Origin of the sequence: Chamaesiphon minutus PCC 6605 (genome assembly GCF_000317145.1) — a bacterium.
Taxonomy (GTDB): domain Bacteria; phylum Cyanobacteriota; class Cyanobacteriia; order Cyanobacteriales; family Chamaesiphonaceae; genus Chamaesiphon; species Chamaesiphon minutus.
The window spans coordinates 3,410,831-3,432,343 of record NC_019697.1; the positions used below are offsets into that span (position 1 = coordinate 3,410,831).

A 21,513-nucleotide genomic window follows, 5' to 3' on the forward strand; every position below is an offset into this window, starting at 1 on the left:
GGAAGCACCTTATTTCTGAGCGTATATGCCCCCCGCCCATCGCCAGAATTCTGTCAAATTAGCCTCTGCTGTAGATAATCGACAGCCAGCGATCGTCGCTTTAGATCTGCCGTTAGTAGAGGTAATTGCATTGATGAGTCAGGCTCAGGGACAAACTTGTCCGTGGCCGCAGCTAGAGCCGATTGCTATCAATACGGAACGACCGCTGACAACACAGCCAACACAGCCAAGCCAATGGACTCTAGCCGCCCGCCATCGGGCGGTAGTTGTCCTAAATCCCGATGGAGCGATCGGGATAATTACCGATCGCGATCTAGTCACACTGATTGCCAGCCAAACAGATATCCACAACCTGACCGCAGGGGATATTGCGATTGCGGTCGCGCCTAGATTGTATTTATCGGCGCAGCAGACGGCGATAAGTGCCCTAGCTATCTTGCAACAGCACCAGATCCGACATTTACCAATTCTCGACGATGGCGGAGACATCATTGGCATCGCTACGCCAGAACGCATCTGTCAAATTTTACAGCCAGTGAATGCGAGCGAATTTCGAGCGATTGCTGAATGCATGACTGCCGACGTGGTGTGTGCCACTCCCACAATGACGATCGGGCAAATCGCGCGGCTGATGAGAGATCGACATGTCGGCTCGATCGTCATCGTCCAAGATCGGCAACCCGTGGGCATCGTGACGGCAGGAGATATCGTCACATTTGGGGCACTAGCTTTCAATTTGGAGCGGTTGTTAGCGCGAGCGGTGATGAGTACCCCTTTGCATTGCTTGCAGGCGACAGACTCGCTGCGATCGGCACAACAGCTTATGCAAGCCCAAAATATTCGGCGATTGGCGATCGTCAGCTCGGATGGCAACTCAGTCGGCATTCTCACGCAGTCAGACCTGCTCCGCACGCTCGATCCGTGGGCGATCTTAGCAGAAATTGAAAGCGGGCAACAATTTCCCCCGGACGATGCTGTAGCAGAGCGAGATCGGTTAGAGCGGACGAATCGCCAATTAAGAACGGAACTAGCCAAACGCGAGCGGTTGGAAGTAGAATTGCGGCAAACATGTCAACTGTGGGAACGGCAAGCACGAGAATTAGCCGCGCCGAGCGATCGGGAAGCAACCGCAGCAACATCATCACAGACGCTCAGATCCTTACAATTTCTGAAATACGCCCTAGATCGAGCGGCAATCGTCGCCATTACCGATCGTCATGGCACGATCGTGGAGGCTAACGACAAGTTTTGCGAAATTTCCCAGTATTCAGCCGCCGAATTAGTCGGTAAAACTCATCGGGTCATTAATTCGGGCTACCATCCTCCTGAATTTTTTCGCGAGTTATGGGCGGTAATTAGTAGTGGGCGCGTCTGGAGCGGGGAGATTAAGAATCGGGCCAAGGATGGCAGTTATTATTGGGTAGCGACGACGATCGTGCCGCATTTAGACGAGGGGGGTCGGCCCTATGAGTATCTAGCAATTCGCTTCGATATTACCAACGGCAAGCGAGCCGAAGCCAATCTTCAGCGCAGCGAGCGCAGATTTCGGGCGATTTTTGATGGTTCCTTTGAGTTTATGGGCTTGCTCGACCCTCAAGGTAACGTTCTCGAAGCCAATCGCACGGCCTTAGCGGCGATCGGGGCAACCCCCGCCGACGTTATCGGGCAGGCATTTTGGACGACGCCGTGGTGGAATCATGACCCCGACTTGCAACGCCAACTCCAACAAGCGATCGCGGAAGCTGCTACAGGCCGCTTGGTCAGGTTTGAAGCTAAGCATTTGCTGGCGGATGGTAGTTCGATGAGTGTCGATTTTTCGCTCAGTCCGATCGTCGATGACACGGGTCGGGTAGTGATGCTGATTCCGGAAGGGCGCGACATTACCGAACAGCAAGCTGCGCTGCGCGATCGCCTCCGGGCGGAGACCGCCCACCAGCAGAGCGAAGCCCGCTTTGGGGCATTACTGAGTATGGCTCCGGTCGGCATTTTTCAATCCGATACTTCAGGTAACTGTCTATTTGTCAACCAGCAATGTAGTGAATTGATGGGCAGATCGACGGCTGAAGCTTTGGGGCAAGGCTGGGTACAGGCGATTCATCCTGGCGATCGCGAGCGGGTGGTCAGCCAGTGGCACGGTGCAATGTCTGCTGACGAGCGTTCGCAGCACGCTGAATTTGCACTAGAGTATCGATTTTTGACCCCCACGGGACGAGTCAACTGGGTAGCCACCAAGGCAGTCGCGATCCGCGACGAGCGGGGCGAGATCGCTAGCTATCTGGGGACGATTATGGATCTGACCGATCGCAAGATCGGTGCCCAAAAAATTCGGGAGCAAGCTGCTTTATTAAATATTGCTACCGATGCGATCGTCGTGCGCGATCTCGACAGCCAGATTGAATTTTGGAACCATGGCGCACAGAATATCTATGGCTGGTCGGCAGCAGAAGCAATCGGGCAGACTACTGTCCAACTCTTTTATCCAAATGGTATCCCAGAAGCCAGCGTCCAAACTGCGTTAGCCACTGTGTTCGATCGAGGTGCTTGGCAAGGCGAGTTGCATAAAAATACCAAATCGGGCAAAAAAGTCATCGTCGAAAGCCGCTGGACGCTAGTCCGGGATGAGGCAGGACAGCCCCGCGCGATCTTGAGCGTGGATACCGATATCACCGACAAAAAACAGCTAGAACAGCAGTTTCTGCGCGCCCAACGGTTGGAAAGCTTGGGCAGTCTCGCCAGCGGGATCGCCCACGATTTGAATAATGTCCTGACGCCGATTGTCGGTGCCGCCCAGCTTTTACCCCTGACTCTGCCCAGTTTGGACGACCGCAGCCAACGCTTATTGAATATGCTCGTCGAAAGTGCCAAACGGGGAAGCGGATTGGTCAAGCAAATTCTCAACTTTGCACGGGGGATGGACGGCCAACAAACCACGATCCAAGTCCGGCATATTCTGGCCGAAGTCGTCAGTGTGGCGCGGCAAACTTTCCCCAAATCGATCGAGATTAACTTGAATCTACCTGCTGAAGATCTATGGTTGGTAAGTGTTGATGCCACTCAAATCCATCAAGTATTAATGAACCTATTTGTCAATGCGCGGGATGCGATGCCTAATGGCGGCACGATCGCGGCTAAGGCGGAAAATATCGTTATATCACAAAGTGGATCTGCCAATGACGTCGAACATAGCCAAGTGCATTTTCAGCCACCTGTGGGGTCGTATATCCTGATTAGCATCACCGATACGGGTAGCGGCATGACAGCGGAAGTACTCGATCGGATTTTCGAGCCGTTTTTTACTACCAAAGAGGCGGGTACGGGATTGGGTCTATCTACCGTACTCGGCATCATCAAAGCTCATGGTGGGACGATCGATGTCGCAAGTCAAGTCGGGCGCGGGACGTGCTTTAAGATCTATCTACCCGCTGTCGATAGTCGCGAAGCCGAACCCCAACGCACGGGGCAGGATGTCTATGATGGCAAGGGACGACTGGTATTAGTCGTCGATGATGAGGTGGCAATTCTGGAAATTACCAAAGCATCTTTAGAAGCCTATAATTACCGAGTGTTATTAGCTAGCGATGGGGTAGAAGCGATCGCGATTTTTGCGGCCAACCACCATAGTATTGCGGTGGTGTTAGTGGATATGATGATGCCGCATTTGGACACGCCATCGACAATTTTGGCTTTGCAACAGATCGATCCAGAAGTCAAGATTGCGGTAATGAGCGGTCTCGAACCCGATCGAGCGGCGATCGATCGTTGTGGCGTCCGGGCGATTTTAACTAAGCCTTTTACCACAATGGAAATGTTGCAAATGTTGGAGAGTATCTAATCTTATTGCCAGATTGACAATAGCCGAGCCACTAACAGTCCAGAAGAACCTAAAACATTCGATCGTTAACGATTACTGGTGCAACTTTGAGACGATCGATATTAATTTCACCATGGCGATCGATTAGCCCACTTATCCTCTATTCCTTCAATCGTTCAGGTACTAAAGTCTGTTACCAAGCGATCGTCTTTAAATCGAATGTGCAGGTAATGGTTTAAAATCAATTTGTACTCGATTAAATAGTTGTCTACAAAGCTCGATCGAGAGTGGGTAAATACCCACTCTCAACTTGCTATATTGTAGCTAAAACTCGATCGAGAATACTTATAGACCGATCGATTTCTGCGGCTGAAACAATTAATGGTGGTACGAACCGGACGACTTTTAGACCCGCAGGAACTAATAACAATCCTGCTGCCATTGCTGCTTTGACAATATCAATCGCACCAATATTGCTATCGGCTTGTAATTCTAAACCATTAATCAAACCCCAACCCCGAACTTCAGAGATCGTGTGTGGATATTTGGTCGCTAATTGTTGTAAACCTGCCCGTAATTGTTCGCCGCGTGCTTGCACATTGGCGAGAATATTTTCCCGTTCTAATGTTTGACAAACAGCCAAAGCTACAGCGCAGACAAACGGATTGCCGCCATAGGTACTGGCATGATCGCCTGGTTCAAAGACATTGCAAGACGCTTTGCACAATGTCGCGCCGATGGGGATACCGCTGCCCAAACCTTTGGCACTGGTAAAAATATCTGGTTCGATGCCTAGTTGCTCGTAACCCCAATATTTACCCGAACGTCCCATCCCGACTTGTACCTCGTCGAGGATCAGCAGGATTCCTTTCTCGTCGCAGAGTTTCCGCACTTGTTGGAAATATGCAACTTGCCCTGGATTGACGCCGCCTTCACCTTGGAGCGGTTCGAGCATGATGGCGGCTACTCGTCCATCCAATGCGGCTACTGCGGACTCGATCGCGGCAAAATCATTGTAGGGCACATACTCGAACCCAGAAACCAAAGGCGCAAAATTCTTGTGGTACTTTGGCTGTCCGGTAGCTGTAACCGTCGCTAGCGTCCGTCCGTGGAAACTGGCATTGGCTGTTAAAATTACTGGTTCTGTAATTCCTAAGACCGTATGGGCGTATTTCCGCGCTAATTTGATCGCTCCTTCATTGGCTTCGGCACCAGAGTTACAAAAGAATACGCGATCGGCACAAGAATGTGCGACTAACCATTTAGCCAATTCACCTTGCACGGGGACGTAATAAAGATTGGAAACATGAGTTAGCGTCTGAATCTGCGCTGTCACTGCTTCGATAATGGCTGGATGTGCGTGTCCTAATGTACACGTCGCAATCCCCGCTACAAAATCTAAATAAGTCTTGCCCTCTGTATCCCAAACGGTACACCCTTCACCCTTAATCAAAGCGAGATTAAACCGTCCGTAAGTAGTCATCACATGACTATTAAATTCATCCTGACTAAAAGCTGACAACAATTCTGGATGAATCGTCGGTTGGGCGATCGCTGTGTCCAAACTCATCAAAGTACTCCTAAATATTCATTAAACAACAATATTAACGCTAGAAATCTTTCCGCGTTCTATTTTTCGCTACGCTTTTGCGTGCAGGTGCCAAATTAAGTTGCGAATGTAACCAAGCGGAGGTTCGCGAACCATGTGTTACACCAGCGAACCAAGTAGCGCGTCAAGACAAGCAAATGTCGTCGGCTGCGACGAGAAATTCTAGCTATGAGTTGGGTTAGATCGATCTGTGGCTCCCGCAGTGCGGAGCCGTTCAGGTTGTGGGTGTAGCGACGCCGATCTAGTAAACTGTGCATTTTCCTAAAGCCAGCCACAGGTAATTTATGCTGTATTTTCTTCTCTGTTATAGCATCGATCGAGACTCACAGGTATTTTGAAGCCTAGCAGTATTCTGGGTGGATCGTATCCATTTTTTAACTATTTACGCTTACCCACTCGCGCAAATTTTTTACCGCCCGATTTACACCTTTAGGAAAGGGCTAAAAATTAATTAATTTCGTCTGTGGTTTAATTTCAATAACAGTGAATTAGTCACCACGCTTACAGAACTCAATGCCATTAACGCGCCAGCGGCGGAAGGACTGAGCATCGTACCCCAGCCGCACCAATATAGTACACCTGCGGCAGCGGGAATGCCGATGATGTTGTAAATTGCTGCCCAGAATAGGTTTTGACGAATTTTGGTAAGCGTTGCTTGGGATAATTCGATCGCGTAAACGACATCTAATAATCGATCGCGCATCAAGATAATATCGGCAACATCGATTGCAACATCGGTACCCGCATTGAGGGCAATGCCCAAATCTGCTTGAGCTAGTGCTGGTGCGTCGTTGATGCCATCGCCAACCATTGCTACTCGATGTTGGATTGGGGATTTACTGGACTCAATTTGTCGATCTTCAAAGCTATGCGCGAGTGGGTGTGTTTGTAAAGATTTGACGATTCGGGCTTTGTCTTGAGGGAGGACTTCGGAATAGATATCGGTGATGCCTAATTCGGCGGCGATGAGTTTGGCGACTGGTTTTTTGTCGCCTGTGAGTAGAACTACGCGCAAACCGAGTTCTTGTAATTGTTTGACTGTCTCGATCGCATCCGAGCGCAATCGATCGGTTACACCAATTAAGCCGATCGTGAGATTTGTTAATTCTAGATCTGTGGCTGGGGCGATTGCTACATACATGACAGTTTTACCTGTGAGTGTCAGCTTATCGGCTACTGCTTGCAAATCTTCGCCAATCTCGATCCCGCGCGCGGCTAACCAAGGTTGATTGCCCACAATTACCTGGTTTTCTCCATTATTTGTCAACAACTTTGCGGATACACCTAATCCAGCTTCAGTATGTGCTTCGAGTACGCTTGGCAAGGTGAGTTCCAGTCGTGCGGCTTCTTGTTGAATGGCTACGGCTAAGGGATGATTGGTGACACTTTCTGCCGCCGCCGCTTGTCTCAATAATTCAGTTGCGCTCATTGTGTCTGGGCTAAAAATATCTGTAACTTGGGGCTTACCCTCTGTTAGTGTCCCCGTTTTGTCGAATACCACAGTATCTAACTGTTGCACTGCTTCTAAGACATCGCCACCTTTAATTAATAATCCAGCTTCGGCTCCAATCCCCGTGCCGACTAAAATTGCCGTCGGCGTAGCCAAACCCAAGGCACAAGGACATGCTACCACCATCACCGCGATCGCGGCTTTGAGCGGCGCAAGCGTCGAAACTGGCGGCATTAGATTGGGATTATGGATGCCGATAAAGTACCAAAAAAGTCCTGTTAAAATCGCGATCGCCAATACGCCGTAAGTAAAATAGCCAGCAACGGTATCGGCTAACTTCTGCACTGGAGCCTTGCGAGTTTGGGCGGCTTCTACCAGGGCGATAATTTGCGAAAGCGTCGTATCGTCGCCAGTGCGCGTTACCTCGATCGAAATTGCCCCAGATTGATTTACCGTCCCCGCGATAACGAGATCGCCTGCCTGTTTGACGAGCGGAATCGATTCGCCCGTAATTAGCGACTCATCGATCGTCGTCTGTCCCCACCGAATTGCCCCATCAGCAGGGATCTTTTCGCCTGGGAGTACTCGTAAGTATTCGCCGACTTTGACCTGTTCTACAGGGATTTCGATGGCTTGGGGACGATCGGGATTGGCACTCACCAAGCGGGCAACTGTCGGTTGCAAGGATAATAATCGATCGAATGCAGTCGCCGCGCGATGTTTTGCCTGTTGTTCTAAGGTGCGCCCCAATGTGATAAACCCAATAATCATCACGGGTTCTTCAAAGAAGCATTCCCAGCCCAAACCCGGCAATAATAGAGCGACGACGCTGGCTGTATAAGAAGTAATTATCCCCAAACCCACGAGGGTATTCATATTTGGATTACCATGCCACAGGCTCCGCCAACCATCCACAAGAATCGCTCTGCCTGGAAACGCGATCGCGAGCGTGGCTAAACCCCAATGCCACCAAAAGTTAGTCAGTACCGCGCTACCGTGATGTAGGTGGGTAGTCGGTTGAGTAAAATGTCCGACGGCGGATAATACTAGTAAAACGCCAGCAGTAATTAGCTGCCACACCAGTTGTTTCGATTCTTGGGCGTATTTATCTTGTCTCTGTTGCAGCCTGATGGCGCGATCGTTGGATTCGGCAACGGTGCGGGGTTGTGCGGGAAACCCACTTGCAGTGAGTTTAGCGGCAAGTTCGCTAGCTGTAACGGTGGTTGCTGCTGTAGAGATTGCGGCGACACCAGTCAGCAGATTGACACAAGCGGATTCTACGCCTGCTTGGTTGAGGAGGTGCTTTTCGACAGCACTTACACACCCCGCACACTTCATCCCCGTGACATCAAGGACGATCGTATTTGTGGGTGATTCGGCGATGGTAGCTGGAGTTGAAGTACGTTCGATCATACGGGGAATTTAGATTTCCACTCTTAATCTACAACGTTAGAAGAAAACCTGCCCCAACCCCAAGGTTATTATCAGAGGTTGTTGGATTGAAGACTTCGATCGAGCGTAAGTGCTCTACCGCGCTCGAATCGTCGCCTTCACAATCGCAAATAATAATTTTTTGCTAATTGCTGTGGATCGATAATTGGCAAAGAATCAAATAGTAAAGTTAGTGATAGCTGAGATTTAGCTGTCTCCATATTCATTACAGGCTCGATCGAGTCACCTTAAAAATCCGATCTTATTATGCCCAAAATTGCATCAGATCGGACAAATCTAATATTGTTACTTCGATCGACTGAATTAAAACGCTCTGGAACACATTTAAGAGTTGCTGGTGAGGGAGGGCGGGTTTGTTTGAATTCTGTGGTAATAGGCGAAAATCTCTAGCATAAACCCGCCCCTACAGATCCGTGAATTTGCATAATATTTAACACATTCATATACATAACCTGTAGGGGCGGGTTTATGCTAACTAATATCGATTTTACTGTCTGATATCGAACAAACCCGCCCTCCCTCTCTAGCACCTACGATCGATCTATAAATTCATCAAATTGATTAATTTATAAACGATTCTTGCACCAACATTACCATCCCATTCTGCATTTCCCACTTCGCACAGATCGAAGCCAATAATCTCTCTGCCACTCCGAATTACTTCACGACACAAACAAAAAGCTTGCTCCAATTCTAAGCCACCAGGCACTGGTGTACCTGTATTCGGGCAAAGTTTGGGATCGAGTCCATCGGCATCGAAACTAATATAAACTTTAGCGGGTAAATGGGCGATCGCTTCTTGGCAAATGCTCATCCAAGTAGTACCAGCATAGAGCTGTTGTTTGATAAGCGAATCATAATAAGCGATCGCGCGTCCTTGCGATCGATCGATCGTATCTATTTCTACTTTAGAAACATCCCGAATTCCCACCTGTACTAGTTTAGAAATCTGGGGGATTTTGAGTGCATTAAACATAATCGACGCATGAGAAAACTCGAAGCCTTCATAAGCATCGCGCAAATCTGAATGCGCGTCGATATGCAAGATCCCGAAATCGGGATAATGAGTCGCTAAAGCCTGCATGTACCCCAAAGGCACACTGTGATCGCCACCAATGACGCCAACTTTTTTTCCTTTGCTAATTGCTGATTGAGTGCGATCGAATAACCATTGATTGAGTGCGGCACCCGCTCGATTTATCTCTGCTAATATGGGTGTCAAATCTGGCTCTGTGTTGAGCGATTCACCGCGTTCTAATCGATCGATAATTAAGGCTGCTTGTTGCCGATAGTAACTATTTTTGGCAAGTAAATCTGTATCGACTGGCGGCATGTAAATCCCACCTTGCCACCCTTGGGGGTTATCGAAATCGTATAAATCTAATTGTGGAGAAGCATCGAGAATCTGTTGTGGTGCGGCTGCTGTCCCCGGATTGTAAGAAACAGTTACTTCCCAAGGCACACCAAACACGATCGTCTTTGCCGATTCTGCATCGAATGGTAAGCCGAATAAGTTACCATTAACTCGACCGACATCGCTCGGATCGTAGTTATCGAGATTAGTTGAGGGTCGATGTTCGGACATAGTTGGTTTCGATTGCCATGCGAATATTAGGGTCGATCGTCTCAAATTCTTTGTAGCGTTATTTCTAGCTCAAGACGACCCGTACTTTTCCCATTATATTGCAGCGCATTAAGCCATGCTCGATCGATCCGCCATATTCATGGCGCAATTACTCGAACATCACCGATCCAAATTTACGCTTAAATAACTTGCGCCATCGTCCGCAATTGTCGCAAGGAGCGGATACAAGCAGGGCAATCGCAACCGAACATCGCCGCCGCCGCATCGCTTTCTTCATTACTGAAATTAACGAAAGCATCGGGATCTTTAGCTTCAGCCTCGGCTTTAGCAATGAGTGCCGCTCGTGTAGGACTATTACTAGCTAACTGCGAAGACTTGACGCACACGAGTCTACCGTGAGTGTTGACACAAAATTTACCTCGATCTGTAGGTTGCTTGGGATCGGCAGCGACAGCAGGTGCAGCAGTCACTACTGGTAAGATCGCACTCAAAACTGTAGGTGCTGATAGAAACAATAGTAAAAATATTTTCATAAATTAATTAAACTTAAAGGCTAAAACTACTTAAATATGCACACTAAGCGATCGATGCAAGTTTAGTCAACTGCTAGTCTGATGAGTAGATCTGATGATAAGTAAGATAATTGGGGTAGTGACTCAACTTATCGACCTCACTATTACCAAAATACTCTGTTTACTTTGCTTAATGTTCCCCACCGCCGCCTAGCAATTACCTTTAGTCTAGTCAAAAGTCAAATTCGCTCGATCGATGCGCTGTGAGATGACTTAAATTTTTGCCACTGCTGGGGTGGCGGTGTCAAAAATTCGTAAGCTCCAGATGCGCTCCCAGTTGCTGTGAGCACTATATCGAACGATAGCGATACTCGCAAATCTTCAGTCTCATTCATTGTAACTGCATGGCGTTGTTTAGCTGGAAATAATAAAAGCCTCCCTTCCACAGGCACGTAAGCCGCCTGAAGCTGATTGAAATAGCTATCTTCGGCAACGATATCTGTATTCTCGCTGCCCAAACCCGGACTGACTTCATTGACGCGCGCATCGTCAAAGAACACCAGTCGCCCCGGATCGTAAGTACCGTCCGCTGGTACTTTAATGTAATAAACAGCACTAATATGGGCGGTATTGTGGCAATGCGAACCGATTTCTTGTTCGGTACGCGAGACAATCGGCCATGCCCGTTGAATGTAAAGGTCTACTTTACTCAGATCCACGCCCAATTCTAGTAAATAGATCGCTGTATGCCGCTCTATTTGCTCTACAATCCACCCAAAATCAGGATTGGTATGAATTTGCTCTACTCCGTGTAGATCCCCCGTCCAAGCCATTTCTGGATAATTACGGCGTTCTGCGCCATCGCGCTCCAATTGTAGTACCGCAGAGAGCAATTTTTGTTGATGTTTGGGAGCGTCTGCTAGATCCTCATAGTAAATTGCTAGTGGAAATAAAGTCTCGATCGGCATAGGGGTAGAGGGGTGGAAGGGTGGAGGGGTGGATGAGTAATAGGTACCGACAACCTAATCCTGTCAGTCCTTAAATCCTTAAATCCCGATCGTACTTACTTAGATATCGATCGCCAGTCCCAATAGTCGAGCTGTCAGACGATCGCGGAAAGAAGAACAGGCATCAAAAGGTTACTGTGCCAGAGATAGAGCGATCCCTCTGTTCGCCTAGTATCTCAGAATTGGGAAAAATTGCGGAGTGAAAACTAACACAATTACGAATAATTGTGAGTTATGTAACAACTCTCCAGCCATTGTTGGGTAAAATGGGATTGTTGGTGCAATTATATTTCTCCTCTTCAGTTTTGAGAATTAGCACCAATGTCGAGTTAAACATAATTTATCACATGGAATCAAGTGCCCCGTCTGGCAAATCTACAACAGAACCCCCTCCAAAAAAGTGGGGTGAATTCTGGGGTAGCGCGATCGCGATTTTTACACTGATCTTACCAGTCGCTGCGATCGTTCACTACTCGCCAGCTAGCCGCGTCCAAGTCCAATCTTTACCAGCTTTACCCCCAGCAGTGCTCACCGAATGAAATAAACACTAGATTCGGACGCCAATAGCTTTATCCAATTCCCAATCCCTAGTAAAATGCGATCGGGGGGAGCGATCCTCTCGATAGTTTTAATATTGGAGCATTTGATTTTGGACTTATCCCTCATTCCCGCTCAACCTAAATACGGGATTATCAACGTTTTAATCGAAATTCCTGCTGGAAGTAAGAATAAGTACGAATTTGACAAAGACATGAATGCCATGGCACTCGATCGAGTGTTATCGTCTTCGGTACAATATCCTTATGATTACGGTTTTATCCCAAATACTTTGGGTAATGACGGCGATCCTCTCGATGGGATGGTAATGATGGATCAACCGACTTTTCCAGGTTGTGTAATTGCCGCACGCCCGATCGGCATGTTAGAAATGATCGATGGTGGCGATCGCGATGAGAAAATTCTCTGCGTTCCCGATAAAGATCCGCGTTATGCCAACGTAAAATCGCTCAAAGACGTCCCCCAACATCGTCTGGATGAAATTTCTGAGTTTTTCAAGACTTATAAAAATCTCGAAAAGAAAGTAACTGAAATCCTCGGCTGGCGCGATGTCGATTCCGTTATGCCATTAGTTCAAGAAGGTGTCGCTGCTGCTAAGAAGTAGGGGATAGGGCATAGGGGATAGGGAATAGGCTTTAAGCTTTAAGCTTTAGGCTCTAGGCATAGAAGTAATGGGTAATAGGTAATAGGGAAGAGGGTAGATTGGCAAGAGGGAAAAATGACGATTATCCTCTGCTCGTCAACGAGGTAACGACGTTGATCTCTTCATCCATTACCCATCTACCCATCCACCCATCCACCCCTCTACCCATCCACCTCTCCACCCATCCACCCATCCACCCATCCACCCTTATGCATCGCACCTTATTGGCTGCCAAAATTCACAGTTGTACGATTACCGATGCTAACCTTCAATACATGGGTAGCATCAGTATCGACGAGCTGTTATTGAAAGCTGTTGGCATCGTTCCTTACGAACAAGTGCATGTAGTCAACGTCAACAACGGTGAAAGGTTTGTTACGTATGCGATTGCGGCTGAACCGGGTTCGGGAGCGATCGAATTAAATGGTGCGGCAGCGAGATTGGGCGTCAAAGGCGATAAATTGATTATTATGACATATGCCCAATTTGATGAATTAGCAGCTCCTCACCACCATCCTCAAGTAGTCATCGTGGACGATCTCAATCGCATGACCAAGCTCCAATCTTATATCCCGACGGGATTGAACTAAATTGGCAATTATGACGATCTCAAGTATCGTTAGATTCGGCCATTCCGCCAATTAGAACTTTTACCACTATTATGAGACGGCAGAAATGAAGCTACCATTTCTTGCCAACTCTCCCCGCTCCCCGCCAAAATAGTAACTAAATTTACGCCGTAAATTCCTAACTGTGGGCAATCTAAGATTACAGATTGTCACGCACATTTGGCAATGAAGCTGACGTTTTGACGGCTACAGTCTGGCGATGGCGATCGCTAATATCGATTTTCTGCTTCTATGTAATTGCAAACAGTTGTCATTTGTCCCCCGATCCGATATAGTTATTGACAGCGACACTAATGAGCATTAATGTCAAAAACGATCGGTTAGCTCTATTCCCGATCGGTCATTGACACGAGATGGCGATCGTCTCATGCCAGCCTAGTTTTGACGATTTTCTCCCGAACTTGAGATCCGGCACGGACTGAGAGTTTTTAGCTCTGTTACTCGCAATTCGATTGCCGCGAGTAATAATTACCAAAATTTTCCAAAGCTAATTAAGAATAATTAGCATTCGATCGAGCAACTATCTTTAGAAAACATCGCTCATGAGCAAGCATTACCAAAAACTCATCAAACCGTTAGTAGGTCAATTCTTAGGCTGGGCAGACGATCGCACGCCCCATCGTTATCTCAACATTGCTACCGTTCGTGGCGAAGAACGAGTTAAAGTTGCCAAAAGTCTCCGTCCCCAAATTCAAGATTGGCAGCCAGGAATCTGGCTGACACTAATGAGTCAGGAACAGATCTGTAAACAGACAGGTAAGCGCAAACTAAAAGTCAAACAGTTATTGACGCCAAACCAGAGTGGTATCGCACCATCATCACCGCAGGAGAGCAGTTTAGTTGCTACTGAGTCAGCTACACCCACTAAAATTCAAGTTTGTCAGGGTTCGAGTTGTCGGAGACGGGGCAGCGGACAGATCTGTCAAGCAATGCAAGCATATATCGAAGCCTATGATTTAACCGATCGAGTCGAAATTCAATCGGTCAAATGCCTGCATCAATGTAAAGCCGCGCCACAAGCGATCGTTACTAGTCCGGCTAGCGAAGTATTACCGGGCAAAACTCATTACCGCCAAATTCAACCCGATCGAGTCGCTGCAATTTTAGCCAAACATTTCCCCATCAAATTGTCATCAGCCCAAGCAATCGTTACAGCACTATAATCGATCGATACTATTAGTACCGCAAAACTAGCGATAATTTTTTATCGCAGCGGCAAATACCTGCTGCGGCTAGATACCCATAACTTAGGCTTTGAGAACATGCAAGAATTAGACCGAGAAAAAACGCTAGCTGTATTGCGTTCCATCATGGAGCTTGAGTTGGCAGGAGTAGTACGATATACACATTATGCGCTGATGATTACTGGCCCAAATCGGATTCCGATCGTCGATTTTTTTAAAGCCCAGGCAACTGAATCGCTCCTTCACGCCCAACAAGTCGGCGAGATTCTCACGGGCTTAGAAGGTCATCCTTCGCTTCAAATTGCCCCCATGGAAGAAACCTACCAACACACTGTCAAGGACATTTTGCAAGAAAGCTTATCTCACGAAAAAAACGCTTTGGATATGTACAAAAAACTCCTCGATGTTGTCAAAGATGCCAGTATCTATCTGGAAGAGTTCGCGCGCACGATGATTGGTACCGAAGAATTACACAACATTGAAATTAAAAAGATGTTGCGCGATTTTAGTTGAGATTCGCGCGATTGAGGCGAGATCGCCTCAATTTCAGCAGGAGCTGCAAATAATAGCAAAATACCCCGATTACCCATTTATTTCAGGCGCACCTATCGTGATATTCGATTCACAATTAAACTGGTTAGCGATCGCCGCAGGTAATTTATACCAATTATTTTAATTACTGCTATATATCTCTACCCCTCCCAACCTCCCCTTATAAAAGCTATCCATTACCCACAGATCGTGTAATATTTGCATTTCGAATATTACACGATCTGTCCCCAAGAACCAATAACTGACTAGAGTTGAGTTAGAATCGAGTTATAAATCATCAAAAAAGAGGTCAAAAATGGAAACTTGGGTAGCATGAGAGCTAAGATATCTGTCGATGAAAGATGTGCGGCTGAAGCAGAGATTAATTACTTTAGTAGAACAACTAAGTTGTAAACCAACTGAAAGTATCCCACTGGCTTGCGGAAACTGGGCAAAGACCAAAGCTGCATATCGATTTTGGGACAATAAAAAAGTGGATTTCAACGAAATTATTGCCGCTGGTCAATTAAGTACGCTAGCAGCCTGTCGGAGATAAGATTTTTCGGTTAGGATCGGGAGACTACTAAGGGTAAAACGATTGGTGCGGAAATTCAAAACGGTAGATTACGAGGCAATGCTAAAACAAACAGTGAGTATCGAAGAATGCTTGCCACCAGACCATCTTGCCCGATTTGTAGTGCAAACGATCGCTCAACTCGACCTCAGTAGTATTTATAGTGCATATGGAGCCAAGGGTGGAACACCAATTGCACCAGAAATTTTGTTAGGAATGCTTGTATACGGTTACGCGACTGGAATCTTTAGTTCGCGAGGATTGGAAAAAGCGAGCTACGAATCAATGCCAGTTCGATTTATAGCTGGTAACTTACATCCAGACCATGATACGATTGCCAACTTTAGGAGTAGATTTCTAGAACAGATTAAAGAACTATTTGTACAAATATTGGAAATGGCAGTTGCAGCTAATGTATTGAAAGTTGAAGACATTAGTGTTGATGGGACAAAGATTCACGCAGATGCGTCCAAAAGTAAGGCAGTGAGCCACAAACGTTTAGAAGAAATTCAGATGCAATTACGAACGGAAGTGGAAAAATTGATAAAATTGGGTCAAAAAGCAGATGGAATTAAGATAGACAAAGAAGTCGATGTTGTTGCCGAAATTGCGCGGAGGAAGGAGCGATTAGCTCATCTTGAGAAGGCAAAACAAGAATTACATAATCGAGCGCAAGAGCAATACGAATTAGACCAGTCTAAATACGTTGAAAAAATGGCAGAACGAGCAGCATATATTGAAAAAACAGGGAAAAAGCCGAGCGGAAGGGTTCCATCACCCCCTTTTTTGCCATCACCGATCGAGCGCAATACAATTTCACCGATCCTCAATCACGGATCATGAAAAATAGTGGTAACAAAGGCTTTGACCAGCATTATAATGGTCAGATTGCGATCGAGCATCAAGCTTTATTAATTATTTCCAACACTCTATCCAATCATCCTAATGACCAACTTGATGCACTACCAACTGTCGATGCGATCGATCGTAGAGTCGGCAAGCCCAAGCGAGCAGCATTAGATACTGGCTACTTCAGCGTGACTAATATTGAGGGTTTGGAGACACGTCAAATTGAGCCATACATAGCTACCGGGCGGCATTCTCATCAGGATTATTGGCAAACTATATTGTCACAACAACCAGATCCACCAGTGGCAGCGGCAACACTGAAAGCACAGATGGCATACAAGCTGCAAACCGATGAAGGAAGAGCATTTTATCGGTTACGAAAGTGTACCGTCGAACCGATTATTGGTATTATCAAAGAAACAATAGGGTTTCGCCAGTTCTCTTTAAGAGGCTTGACCAAAGCAGCCGGAGAATGGAATCTTGTCTGCCTCGCCTACAATTTCAGACGTTTGCATCGATTAATGGGGATTAAATGTGTTTCTCCGACAGGCTGCTAGACAGAATGAAAGATGAGGAAATCATCTTAGCTATTCAAGATCCAACGGATCTAGATTTTACACACCATCCACACACTCAAGGACTAGGACATCTAGAGGCAGCTTATTTACGCGGAATCAAGGTACATACAACACTAGCCGTCAGCGGTGAGGGCGTTCCCTTGGGTGTACTAGGACAAGAAATTTGGACTAGAGATCTTGAGACAATTGGTAAAAAGCACAAAAGAAAACAGAAAGAAACTAGTGAAAAAGAAAGTCAAAGATGGTTGACAGCCCAGCAACAAACAGTCATTAATACTCAGGGTAAACAGAAAATTATTACTGTAGCAGACCGAGCAGCAGACATTTTTGATTTATTCAGTCAAGCCAGTAATAACAATGGTGATTTTCTGATTCGTGCCTGTCATAATCGGAGAGTTGAGAGTGAGTTATCCTATCTAATTCCGACGATTGAGGCGGCACCGATTGCGGGTGAAATGAATGTGGAGATTAAGCGAAATTCTCATAGTGCCGCAAGAATTGCCAGACTCAATATTCAGTTCATGAGTATGACTATTTATCAACCAGCGAATCGGACAATTGCCCAGTCATTGCCACCAGTAACAGTCAATGTCATCTTAGCGACAGAGACTGATTTCCCGCCGTTTCTTGTGAGTGCATCTTAGAACCAGATGAATGGCAAGCTTTAGCTTGTCATCATCTAGGTTCTCCTGTGCCACTAGCACAGCCACCATCATTGGGGGAAGCCGTTTTGTGGATTGCTCAACTGGGTGGTTTTTTAGCCCGTGCTGGTGATGGTGTACCTGGTGTTAAGACAATTTGGCGTGGATTCTCTCGGTTGACAGATTTAGTCAAGATGTGGAGATTACTCAATGCAGCTCTGCATCCCATCTAGAACTTCTCGATTTACGGGACAGATCGTGTATTTTTTGCAGTGCAAAAAATACACGATCTGTGGGTAATGGATAGCTTAAAAAGGGGGACTTTGACCGGATCTTAGCCCCCTTTTTAAGGGGGTTTGGGGGATTTAGATCTAGAAACGAAGTCAATCAGACTTGTGTATACACGGTAGCCTTTTTAAGGGGGGCTAGGGGGGATTTTCTAGGGTTTAAGCTTAACGGAATTGAGTTTTCAGACATCCTCTAAAGATTGTCGATAATAGTCACTATTGGGACGTTTGAAATGGCAATAGCAAAGAAAGGCACGAGATTAATCACAGTCGATGATATTGAGTATCGCTGGATCGTACAACCAGATGACGAACCTGGCTTAGGAATTGTGGTGGAGTGTGCCGAAAATCCTGGTCAGAGAATGATAACTTGGGTAGAGCATGGAAATATTATTTCTCCTTGGCTCGTTCGGAAAGCAATTCTTCACGCACTCGATCGAGGATGGAAACCAAAACAAAGGGGTCAAGAACTTAATTTTGGATTTGAAGGTATTCTTCAGAATCCAAGAGATTGGATTGGCGTACCTGCTGAATATCAAGAACAGTGGCAACTCATATATTATGAATCCCATGATTCTCAAGAATCATTGAATTTATCGGCACCTTATCCAATTTGCGGTACAGTTTCATTACATCATTGGTATCAAGTTGGGACACCCATAGATCGGGTGTTTGAGGGACACAAATTTATTGCAAATGGTTATTTATGGCAGTGGTGTAGCAATTGTCATAGTTTTGAACACTATTCCAGCTTCGTTCCTGATTGGTGGTCGTGCGCTCTAGAAGTTGATGCCGAGAAGCTAACAGCATGGCCAATAGCTATCGAGGAAGCTAGAATTGCAATGTTGACATCAAATAAAATTCCCTCATACTGATACCAATTAGTAAGGCTAAATCAGCGTCTGCGCTGGAATTCCTAGCTGCTCATGAAGCCTTCTAATCATCTCCAATGTTAATGGAAGCTTGCGATTGAGAATTTCTGCCACTCTTGCGCGACTACCGATCGCAGGTTCCAAATCCTGCCTCGTCAATCCGCGACTTTCCATGTAGTAAAGAATAGCTTCGATTGGTTCTGGTGGTAAAATCGGCTCGTATTTGCGTTCGTATGCCTCCACCAGGGTCACTAAAATTTCTAACCTGTCAAACTCTGGCGTTCCCGCAGGCACATCAAATAACCGCTCTATCTCAGTCAAAGCCGCTCGATGAGTTTCTCGATCTCTAATTGGCTGTAAATCGCACATATTAACCTCAAATAGTTGCAGCATCTACCTCGTCTGACCTGAATACTTAGAAAAGGATGTAAAAATATAAATAGATCGAGAGTAACCGATCGCCGAAGTATCTTAGCAATCTGTAACTTGTTGTGAATATCCTCACCAAATTTTCTTGGCGATCGCTAGCATTGAAAACGATCGCGTTCGCAGTGCTATCTAGTCTGGCTTGTTCTAGTAATGCCCAAAAATCTCAAGTCAGTCAGAATACCCAGGCAAATTATCGTCTAGTCTCAGTGGTAAACGGCTTAGAACATCCCTGGAGTGTGGCTTGGTTACCAGATCGTACCATGCTCGTCACCGAGCGGCCTGGGCGGCTGAGAATCGTGCGCAATGGCGTACTCGATCCTACGCCAATCGGCGGCGTTCCGGCGGTATTTGCCAGCGGTCAGGGGGGATTGATGGATATTGCGATCCATCCGCAATTTGCCAAAAATCGGCTGGTTTATCTCACCTACGCTCACGGCAACGATACCGCCAATCGCACGCGACTGGCAAGAGCCGTATTTGATGGCAAAAACCTCAAAAATCTGCAAGTTATTTTTGAAGTCACTCCCGTCAAACCCGGATCGCAACATTTCGGCTCGCGGATTACTTGGCTACCCGATAATACCCTGTTACTCGCGATCGGCGATGGTGGGAATCCCCCACTGCAAATCGAGGGTAAATTACCCCGCTTTCAAGCCCAAAATCGGCGCAGCCATCTCGGTAAAGTCCTTCGCCTCAAAGATGATGGTTCGATTCCCCGCGATAATCCTTTCGTCAAAACGGCGAATACCGATCCAGCAATCTGGAGCTACGGACATCGAAATATTCAAGGTATGACCTTCGACCCAGTTTCCAAGCGAATTTGGGCAACAGAACACGGTTCGAGTGGTGGTGACGAACTCAACCTAGTCCAAAAAGGCAAAAACTACGGCTGGCCGCTGGCTACCTATAGTAAAGAGTATGGATCTGGTAGAGAGATTTCACCGAATAAATCGCTACCTGGATTGGAAGATCCCAAAGCAGTTTGGACGCCCGCGATCGCACCTTCGGGTTTGACCATTTACAATGGAAAGCGATTGCCTCAATGGCAAAAAAATCTCTTTGCAGGTGGATTGGTCGATCGAGCAGTCCGCAGAGTCGAGCTAGATGCTAATGGTAAAGTCGTCAACCAAGAGAAGATCTCAATCGGCTCGCGGGTCAGAGATGTCCGTCAAGGCCCCGATGAGTTATTGTATATTTTGACCGATGAATTTAACGGTCAACTCATCCGGTTAGAACCAGCAAAAAGTTAAAATACAAAATTCAGCTAGACATAGCTAATAATTTAATCATATTTCCATAATTTATTTAACTTTTAGTCGATCGTACAAGTAAGTAAGCGCAAATATTTATTAAATAAATCATGTCTTTTATTTAGCCAAACCGAATAGCCGTTTTATAATTGATGCTATTACGTGCAGCTTCAAATAATGAAAACCATACAGACCGCTCGGTTTCAAATTGATGGCCATCGCGATGGCGATCGAAGATAAGATTAGCGATCTTATCTTCACTGAGGTCTCCATTGTTGAGTAGGATATCAATAGCTGGTGCAAGTTCGATTAGTTCTCGAAGTAAACCATAGCTCGATCCGACGATATCACCCAACACATCATCTTCTTCTAATGCAATAAGTGGTGAAGTAAAATCTATAGGAACGTAAAAACCTTCACAGTCAGAATGATAAACTAGATGCGAATCTAACGATTGCAAATTATACTCAGCAGCAAGAAGTGAATCTTTGGAAGCTAATTCGCCTTCAAAGGGTCTAACCGTCAATCCCTTTCTTTTATAGACGTAAGCTCGACGTAAATAATGAAGGCAAGGATATGTAAAATTATCAGATTCACCCCGATATGGAATCTTTTCGAGGATTTCTGGCTCTTGATGTCCTGGAAGTCCACAACGAATTAGGAAACGATCTAAAGCTCGATATATTTCCTTGTATTCCTCAATATCTTCTTCATTAGGTTCATCAAGATTGTAATTCTCATCACCCTCCAGAAATTCAGCCAAATCTCCAACAATAATCAAAAGTCCCATTGCTTAATAATAGTAAAGCTTTAACATAGATATTTACAGCAAATTGAGATCGAATGAACCACAAGTAGAGGAAGATAGAGGAAGGTAGATAAAAATGAAATATGGCAGCAGCATACTCGTTAGATTTGCGAACAAAAATACTAGAAGCGGATCGAAATCAAGAAGGTTCGCAGCGAGTCTTAGCTGCAAGATTTAAAGTAAGCTTATCTTTCATCAGGAACTGATTATGTCAGTACCGGAAAACAGGAGAGATTGCCCCTAAACCGCGAGGC

The 21,513-nt window shown here is 46.2% G+C and carries 20 protein-coding genes; 13 read left to right on the forward strand and 7 right to left on the reverse strand.

Annotated features, from left to right (window positions below; genetic code table 11):
* Positions 1 to 25 precede the first annotated feature (25 nt).
* On the forward strand, positions 26 to 3,832 hold the full coding sequence (locus CHA6605_RS31705; protein ID WP_015160395.1) for a PAS domain S-box protein: 3,807 nt from the start codon (positions 26 to 28) through the stop codon (positions 3,830 to 3,832).
* Positions 3,833 to 4,124: 292 nt separating this feature from the next.
* Here the strand turns inward: CHA6605_RS31705 and CHA6605_RS15635 are convergent, their stop codons facing one another.
* The 5 genes from CHA6605_RS15635 to CHA6605_RS15655 all read right to left on the reverse strand — a co-directional run bounded on the left by CHA6605_RS15635 (position 4,125) and on the right by CHA6605_RS15655 (position 11,387).
* Complete coding sequence (locus CHA6605_RS15635) at positions 4,125 to 5,381, reverse strand: aspartate aminotransferase family protein (protein ID WP_015160396.1); 1,257 nt, start codon at positions 5,379 to 5,381, stop codon at positions 4,125 to 4,127.
* 490 nt (positions 5,382 to 5,871) lie between these two features.
* A complete protein-coding gene (locus CHA6605_RS15640; protein WP_015160397.1) occupies positions 5,872 to 8,283 on the reverse strand; it encodes a heavy metal translocating P-type ATPase in 2,412 nt (803 codons plus the stop codon).
* Positions 8,284 to 8,863: 580 nt separating this feature from the next.
* The gene (locus tag CHA6605_RS15645; protein ID WP_015160399.1) at positions 8,864 to 9,907 is read right to left on the reverse strand and encodes an agmatinase family protein; all 1,044 of its coding nucleotides are present in this window, start codon (positions 9,905 to 9,907) and stop codon (positions 8,864 to 8,866) included.
* 179 nt (positions 9,908 to 10,086) lie between these two features.
* A complete protein-coding gene (locus CHA6605_RS15650) occupies positions 10,087 to 10,440 on the reverse strand; it encodes a hypothetical protein (RefSeq protein WP_015160400.1) in 354 nt (117 codons plus the stop codon).
* A gap of 218 nt (positions 10,441 to 10,658) precedes the next feature.
* Positions 10,659 to 11,387, reverse strand: coding sequence for a TIGR02466 family protein (locus CHA6605_RS15655; RefSeq protein ID WP_015160401.1), 729 nt, complete (start codon positions 11,385 to 11,387; stop codon positions 10,659 to 10,661).
* Between the two features lie 266 nt (positions 11,388 to 11,653).
* Here CHA6605_RS15655 and CHA6605_RS35105 point away from each other — a divergent pair, with 266 nt between their 5' ends.
* The 11 genes from CHA6605_RS35105 (at position 11,654) to CHA6605_RS15705 (ending at position 18,775) form a co-directional block, all read left to right on the forward strand.
* Positions 11,654 to 11,965: a TLTLP motif-containing protein gene (locus tag CHA6605_RS35105; protein WP_041548142.1), complete on the forward strand. Its 312-nt coding sequence runs from the start codon at positions 11,654 to 11,656 to the stop codon at positions 11,963 to 11,965.
* Positions 11,966 to 12,075: 110 nt separating this feature from the next.
* Complete coding sequence (locus CHA6605_RS15665) at positions 12,076 to 12,588, forward strand: inorganic diphosphatase (RefSeq protein WP_041549483.1); 513 nt, start codon at positions 12,076 to 12,078, stop codon at positions 12,586 to 12,588.
* A gap of 248 nt (positions 12,589 to 12,836) precedes the next feature.
* A complete protein-coding gene (gene panD, locus CHA6605_RS15670; protein ID WP_015160404.1) occupies positions 12,837 to 13,217 on the forward strand; it encodes an aspartate 1-decarboxylase in 381 nt (126 codons plus the stop codon).
* 581 nt (positions 13,218 to 13,798) lie between these two features.
* Positions 13,799 to 14,419, forward strand: coding sequence for a (2Fe-2S) ferredoxin domain-containing protein (locus CHA6605_RS15675; RefSeq protein ID WP_015160405.1), 621 nt, complete (start codon positions 13,799 to 13,801; stop codon positions 14,417 to 14,419).
* A gap of 99 nt (positions 14,420 to 14,518) precedes the next feature.
* On the forward strand, positions 14,519 to 14,953 hold the full coding sequence (locus tag CHA6605_RS15680; RefSeq protein WP_015160406.1) for a ferritin-like domain-containing protein: 435 nt from the start codon (positions 14,519 to 14,521) through the stop codon (positions 14,951 to 14,953).
* A 367-nt stretch (positions 14,954 to 15,320) separates the two neighbouring features.
* Positions 15,321 to 15,527, forward strand: coding sequence for an IS4/Tn5 family transposase DNA-binding protein (locus tag CHA6605_RS15685; protein WP_315874948.1), 207 nt, complete (start codon positions 15,321 to 15,323; stop codon positions 15,525 to 15,527).
* A gap of 78 nt (positions 15,528 to 15,605) precedes the next feature.
* Complete coding sequence (locus CHA6605_RS31710; protein WP_051038653.1) at positions 15,606 to 16,388, forward strand: transposase; 783 nt, start codon at positions 15,606 to 15,608, stop codon at positions 16,386 to 16,388.
* Positions 16,385 to 16,951 (forward strand): transposase, encoded by a 567-nt coding sequence (locus tag CHA6605_RS31715; RefSeq protein ID WP_051038651.1) that lies wholly within the window; start codon positions 16,385 to 16,387, stop codon positions 16,949 to 16,951. Before CHA6605_RS31710 ends, CHA6605_RS31715 begins: the two co-directional genes overlap by 4 nt.
* A gap of 5 nt (positions 16,952 to 16,956) precedes the next feature.
* A complete protein-coding gene (locus CHA6605_RS15695; RefSeq protein ID WP_041548146.1) occupies positions 16,957 to 17,616 on the forward strand; it encodes an IS4 family transposase in 660 nt (219 codons plus the stop codon).
* A complete protein-coding gene (locus tag CHA6605_RS15700) occupies positions 17,610 to 17,846 on the forward strand; it encodes an IS4 family transposase (protein WP_086936230.1) in 237 nt (78 codons plus the stop codon). The genes CHA6605_RS15695 and CHA6605_RS15700 overlap by 7 nt, the downstream gene beginning before the upstream one ends.
* A gap of 287 nt (positions 17,847 to 18,133) precedes the next feature.
* Complete coding sequence (locus CHA6605_RS15705; protein ID WP_015160407.1) at positions 18,134 to 18,775, forward strand: hypothetical protein; 642 nt, start codon at positions 18,134 to 18,136, stop codon at positions 18,773 to 18,775.
* 15 nt (positions 18,776 to 18,790) lie between these two features.
* On the opposite strand, the gene CHA6605_RS15710 is transcribed toward CHA6605_RS15705, so the two are convergent.
* Positions 18,791 to 19,141, reverse strand: a complete 351-nt coding sequence (locus CHA6605_RS15710; RefSeq protein ID WP_041549485.1) for a helix-turn-helix domain-containing protein — start codon at positions 19,139 to 19,141, stop codon at positions 18,791 to 18,793.
* Between the two features lie 122 nt (positions 19,142 to 19,263).
* Here CHA6605_RS15710 and CHA6605_RS15715 point away from each other — a divergent pair, with 122 nt between their 5' ends.
* The gene (locus CHA6605_RS15715) at positions 19,264 to 20,451 is read left to right on the forward strand and encodes a PQQ-dependent sugar dehydrogenase (protein WP_015160409.1); all 1,188 of its coding nucleotides are present in this window, start codon (positions 19,264 to 19,266) and stop codon (positions 20,449 to 20,451) included.
* A gap of 121 nt (positions 20,452 to 20,572) precedes the next feature.
* On the opposite strand, the gene CHA6605_RS15720 is transcribed toward CHA6605_RS15715, so the two are convergent.
* Entirely contained in the window at positions 20,573 to 21,241 is a 669-nt protein-coding gene (locus CHA6605_RS15720) for a hypothetical protein (RefSeq protein ID WP_015160410.1), read from the reverse strand.
* Positions 21,242 to 21,513 lie beyond the last annotated feature (272 nt).

Bases quoted from the DNA above. Each gene is read 5' to 3' on its own strand.
- CHA6605_RS31705 (WP_015160395.1), top strand. From the start codon at position 26: ATGCCCCCCGCCCATCGCCAGAATTCTGTCAAATTAGCCTCTGCTGTA.
- CHA6605_RS15635 (WP_015160396.1), bottom strand. From the start codon at position 5,381: ATGAGTTTGGACACAGCGATCGCCCAACCGACGATTCATCCAGAATTG.
- CHA6605_RS15640 (WP_015160397.1), bottom strand. From the start codon at position 8,283: ATGATCGAACGTACTTCAACTCCAGCTACCATCGCCGAATCACCCACA.
- CHA6605_RS15645 (WP_015160399.1), bottom strand. From the start codon at position 9,907: ATGTCCGAACATCGACCCTCAACTAATCTCGATAACTACGATCCGAGC.
- CHA6605_RS15650 (WP_015160400.1), bottom strand. From the start codon at position 10,440: ATGAAAATATTTTTACTATTGTTTCTATCAGCACCTACAGTTTTGAGT.
- CHA6605_RS15655 (WP_015160401.1), bottom strand. From the start codon at position 11,387: ATGCCGATCGAGACTTTATTTCCACTAGCAATTTACTATGAGGATCTA.
- panD (WP_015160404.1), top strand. From the start codon at position 12,837: ATGCATCGCACCTTATTGGCTGCCAAAATTCACAGTTGTACGATTACC.
- CHA6605_RS15675 (WP_015160405.1), top strand. From the start codon at position 13,799: ATGAGCAAGCATTACCAAAAACTCATCAAACCGTTAGTAGGTCAATTC.
- CHA6605_RS15680 (WP_015160406.1), top strand. From the start codon at position 14,519: ATGCAAGAATTAGACCGAGAAAAAACGCTAGCTGTATTGCGTTCCATC.
- CHA6605_RS31710 (WP_051038653.1), top strand. From the start codon at position 15,606: ATGCTAAAACAAACAGTGAGTATCGAAGAATGCTTGCCACCAGACCAT.
- CHA6605_RS31715 (WP_051038651.1), top strand. From the start codon at position 16,385: ATGAAAAATAGTGGTAACAAAGGCTTTGACCAGCATTATAATGGTCAG.
- CHA6605_RS15695 (WP_041548146.1), top strand. From the start codon at position 16,957: ATGAAAGATGAGGAAATCATCTTAGCTATTCAAGATCCAACGGATCTA.
- CHA6605_RS15705 (WP_015160407.1), top strand. From the start codon at position 18,134: ATGGCAATAGCAAAGAAAGGCACGAGATTAATCACAGTCGATGATATT.
- CHA6605_RS15710 (WP_041549485.1), bottom strand. From the start codon at position 19,141: ATGTGCGATTTACAGCCAATTAGAGATCGAGAAACTCATCGAGCGGCT.
- CHA6605_RS15720 (WP_015160410.1), bottom strand. From the start codon at position 21,241: ATGGGACTTTTGATTATTGTTGGAGATTTGGCTGAATTTCTGGAGGGT.